Source organism: Kitasatospora sp. MY 5-36 (assembly GCF_001182915.1).
Lineage (GTDB): Bacteria > Actinomycetota > Actinomycetes > Streptomycetales > Streptomycetaceae > Kitasatospora.
In genome coordinates this window covers 1-2,686 of record NZ_LFVW01000985.1, presented here as the reverse complement: position 1 = coordinate 2,686, position 2,686 = coordinate 1, and the positions used below count along the sequence as shown (strand labels likewise).

General features: G+C 73.3%; 3 protein-coding genes. All 3 read right to left on the bottom strand.

What is annotated here, in order from left to right:
• Positions 1–91: 91 nt before the first annotated feature.
• Positions 92–730 carry a CDP-diacylglycerol--glycerol-3-phosphate 3-phosphatidyltransferase gene (gene pgsA / locus AE652_RS39180; protein WP_049660306.1) on the bottom strand — a complete coding sequence of 213 codons (639 nt, stop codon included), beginning with the start codon at positions 728–730 and terminating at the stop codon, positions 92–94.
• Positions 727–2,232: a 30S ribosomal protein S12 methylthiotransferase RimO gene (gene rimO, locus AE652_RS39175; protein ID WP_049660304.1), complete on the bottom strand. Its 1,506-nt coding sequence runs from the start codon at positions 2,230–2,232 to the stop codon at positions 727–729. Before rimO ends, pgsA begins: the two co-directional genes overlap by 4 nt.
• 96 nt (positions 2,233–2,328) lie before the next feature.
• The coding region (locus AE652_RS39170; protein ID WP_049660302.1) for a DUF4115 domain-containing protein at positions 2,329–2,686 on the bottom strand (358 nt) is incomplete at its 5' end.

Sequence of the window (2,686 nt, the reverse complement as noted above, 5' to 3'; positions counted from 1 at the left end):
GTCCGGCGCCACCGCGTCCCGCACCGGCACGCCCCGCGCCGCCGCGCCGTGCTCCGCCACGTCCCGCTCCGACACCCGGTTCCCCCGTCGCTCAGCGGCCGGCCCGCGCCGCGGTCCGTCCCTCGCGGCGCAGGCGCAGCGCCTGCCCGATGTAGTCCAGCGCGGTGCCGACGGTCAGCAGTACCGCCAGCCCCATCAGGACCGCCCGCCCGGTGGCCAGCCAGCCGGTCAGGTCCAGTACGTACATGCCGACCGCGGTGCCCTGGGTCAGCGTCTTGAGCTTGCCGCCGCGGCTGGCCGGGATGACCCCGTAGCGGATCACCCAGAACCGCATCAGGGTGATGCCGAGCTCGCGGGCCAGGATCACCGCGGTGACCCACCAGGGCAGGTCGCCGAGCAGCGAGAGGCCGATCAGCGCCGAGCCCATGATCGCCTTGTCGGCGATCGGGTCGGCGATCTTCCCGAAGTCGGTGACCAGGCCCTTGCGCCGGGCCAGTTCACCGTCGAACAGGTCGGTGATCATCGCGATCGCGAACGAGGCCCAGGCGACCGAGCGCCACTTGGGGTCGTGCCCGCCGCCGGCGAACAGCAGCGCCACGAAGACCGGCACCAGCAGCACCCGGACCATCGTGAGCACGTTGGCGATGTTCCAGATCCCCGGGGTCGACGGCGCCGCGGCCACCGGTCTGCCCGGGTGGGCCGCGGCCGGGGCGCCGGGCCCCTTGGTCATTCCCCGGCTCCCGAGGCCTCGGCCCCCGACGTCCGGGGCAGTCGCACCTGCTCCAGCGCCTCGGCGATCAGGTCGACGCCCTCGCTGGCGACCACCTTGGCCCGCCAGAACTGGCCGACCGCGGGGGCCTCGACGCCCTCCAGGGTGGTCAGGCCGTCGGTCTCCGGCGCCTGGTGGGCGGAGCGGCCCTCGACCACGCCGTCCTCGATCGACTCGATCAGCACCTCGACCTCGGTGCCGATCCGCTGCTCGGCCCGCTGGGCGGTCATCTCCTCGGCCAGCCGGCTCAGCCGGTCCACCCGGTCGGCGATCACGTCGTCGGCGAGCTTGCCGTCGTAGGTCGCGGCCTCGGTGCCGTCCTCGTCCGAGTAGCCGAAGACGCCGATCGCGTCCAGCCCGGCGTGGGTGACGAAGCGCTCCAGCTCGGCGAAGTCCTCCTCGGTCTCGCCGGGGAAGCCGACGATGAAGTTGGACCGGGCGCCGGCCTGCGGGGCCTTGCCGCGGATGGTGCCCAGCAGCTCCAGGAACTGGTCGGTGGAGCCGAAGCGGCGCATCCGGCGCAGCACGGCGGGCGCCGAGTGCTGGAAGGACAGGTCGAAGTAGGGCACCACGTCGGCGGTGCCGGTCATCGAGTCGACCAGGCCCGGGCGCATCTCGGCCGGCTGGAGGTAGGAGACCCGGACCCGCTCGACGCCCTCGATCGCGGAGATCTCGCCGAGCAGCGTCTCCAGCAGCCGGATGTCGCCGAGGTCCTTGCCGTACGAGGTGTTGTTCTCGCTCACCAGGACGATCTCGCGCACGCCCTGCCCGGCCAGCCACTGGGCCTCGTTGAGCACGTCGGAGGGGCGGCGGGAGATGAAGGAGCCGCGGAAGGCCGGGATGGCGCAGAAGGAGCAGCGCCGGTCGCAGCCGGAGGCGAGCTTGACGGAGGCGACCGGGCTGTCGTCCAGCCGCTTGCGCAGGGTGCGCGGGCCGGAGGCCGGGGCGAGGCCGTCGGGCAGGTCGGCGATCGGCTCGGCGGCGGCCTCGGTGCCGTGGCCGGGCAGGGCGACGGTCTCGGCGGCGCTCTGCCGCTCGGCGGGGCTGATCGGCAGCAGCTTGCGGCGGTCGCGCGGGAGGTGCGGGGCGTGGTGGCCGCCGGAGAGGATGGTCTGGAGGCGGTCGGAGATGTCCGCGTAGTCGTCGAAGCCGAGGACGCCGTCCGCCTCGGGGAGGGCGTCGGCGAGCTCCTTGCCGTACCGCTCGGCCATGCAGCCGACCGCGACGACGGCCTGGGTGCGGCCGTGCCCCTTGAGGTCGTTGGCCTCCAGCAGGGCGTCCACCGAGTCCTTCTTGGCGGCCTCGACGAAGCCGCAGGTGTTGACCACGGCGACGTCCGCTTCGGAGGCGTCGTCGACCAGCGACCAGCCGTCGGCCTCCAGTCGCCCGGCGAGTTCCTCGGAGTCCACCTCGTTGCGGGCGCATCCGAGCGTGACAAGGGCGACAGTACGGCGTTCAGGCATAGGCCCAAGATTAACGCGCGGGCTCCGGTGCCGTTCGCCCCGGAGGCCGCGCGCCTCGGATCAGCTGATCATCAACGGGCCGGACGGCCCCTGTGGTCAGCCCGCCTGCGGGTCTCCGGGGGTGTACGTGACGTGCACCACCTGGCCGTCCTTGCCCAGGAGGCCGAGGTCCTTCCCGTTGACGTACGCGTGCACGGCCCCGCCGTTGCCGAGCACCAGCTTGATCTGCTTGGGGTCGGTGAAGGTCTGGTCCTGGCCGTTGCCGATGTTGTTCTGGAACAGCGACTTGCCGTTGCCGTCCATCGCCGAGACCCAGCTGGTGCCCTCGGCGACCAGCTTCACGGTGACCTTGTCGGCCGGGACGGCGGCGATCGCGGCGGCGCTCGGCACGGGCGCCGGCGGCTGGACGGCGGGCGTGGCGGCGGGGGCCACCGAGCCGGTCCCGGAGCCGCTG

Bases quoted from the DNA above. Each gene is read 5' to 3' on its own strand.
- pgsA (WP_049660306.1), bottom strand. From the start codon at position 730: ATGACCAAGGGGCCCGGCGCCCCGGCCGCGGCCCACCCGGGCAGACCG.
- rimO (WP_049660304.1), bottom strand. From the start codon at position 2,232: ATGCCTGAACGCCGTACTGTCGCCCTTGTCACGCTCGGATGCGCCCGC.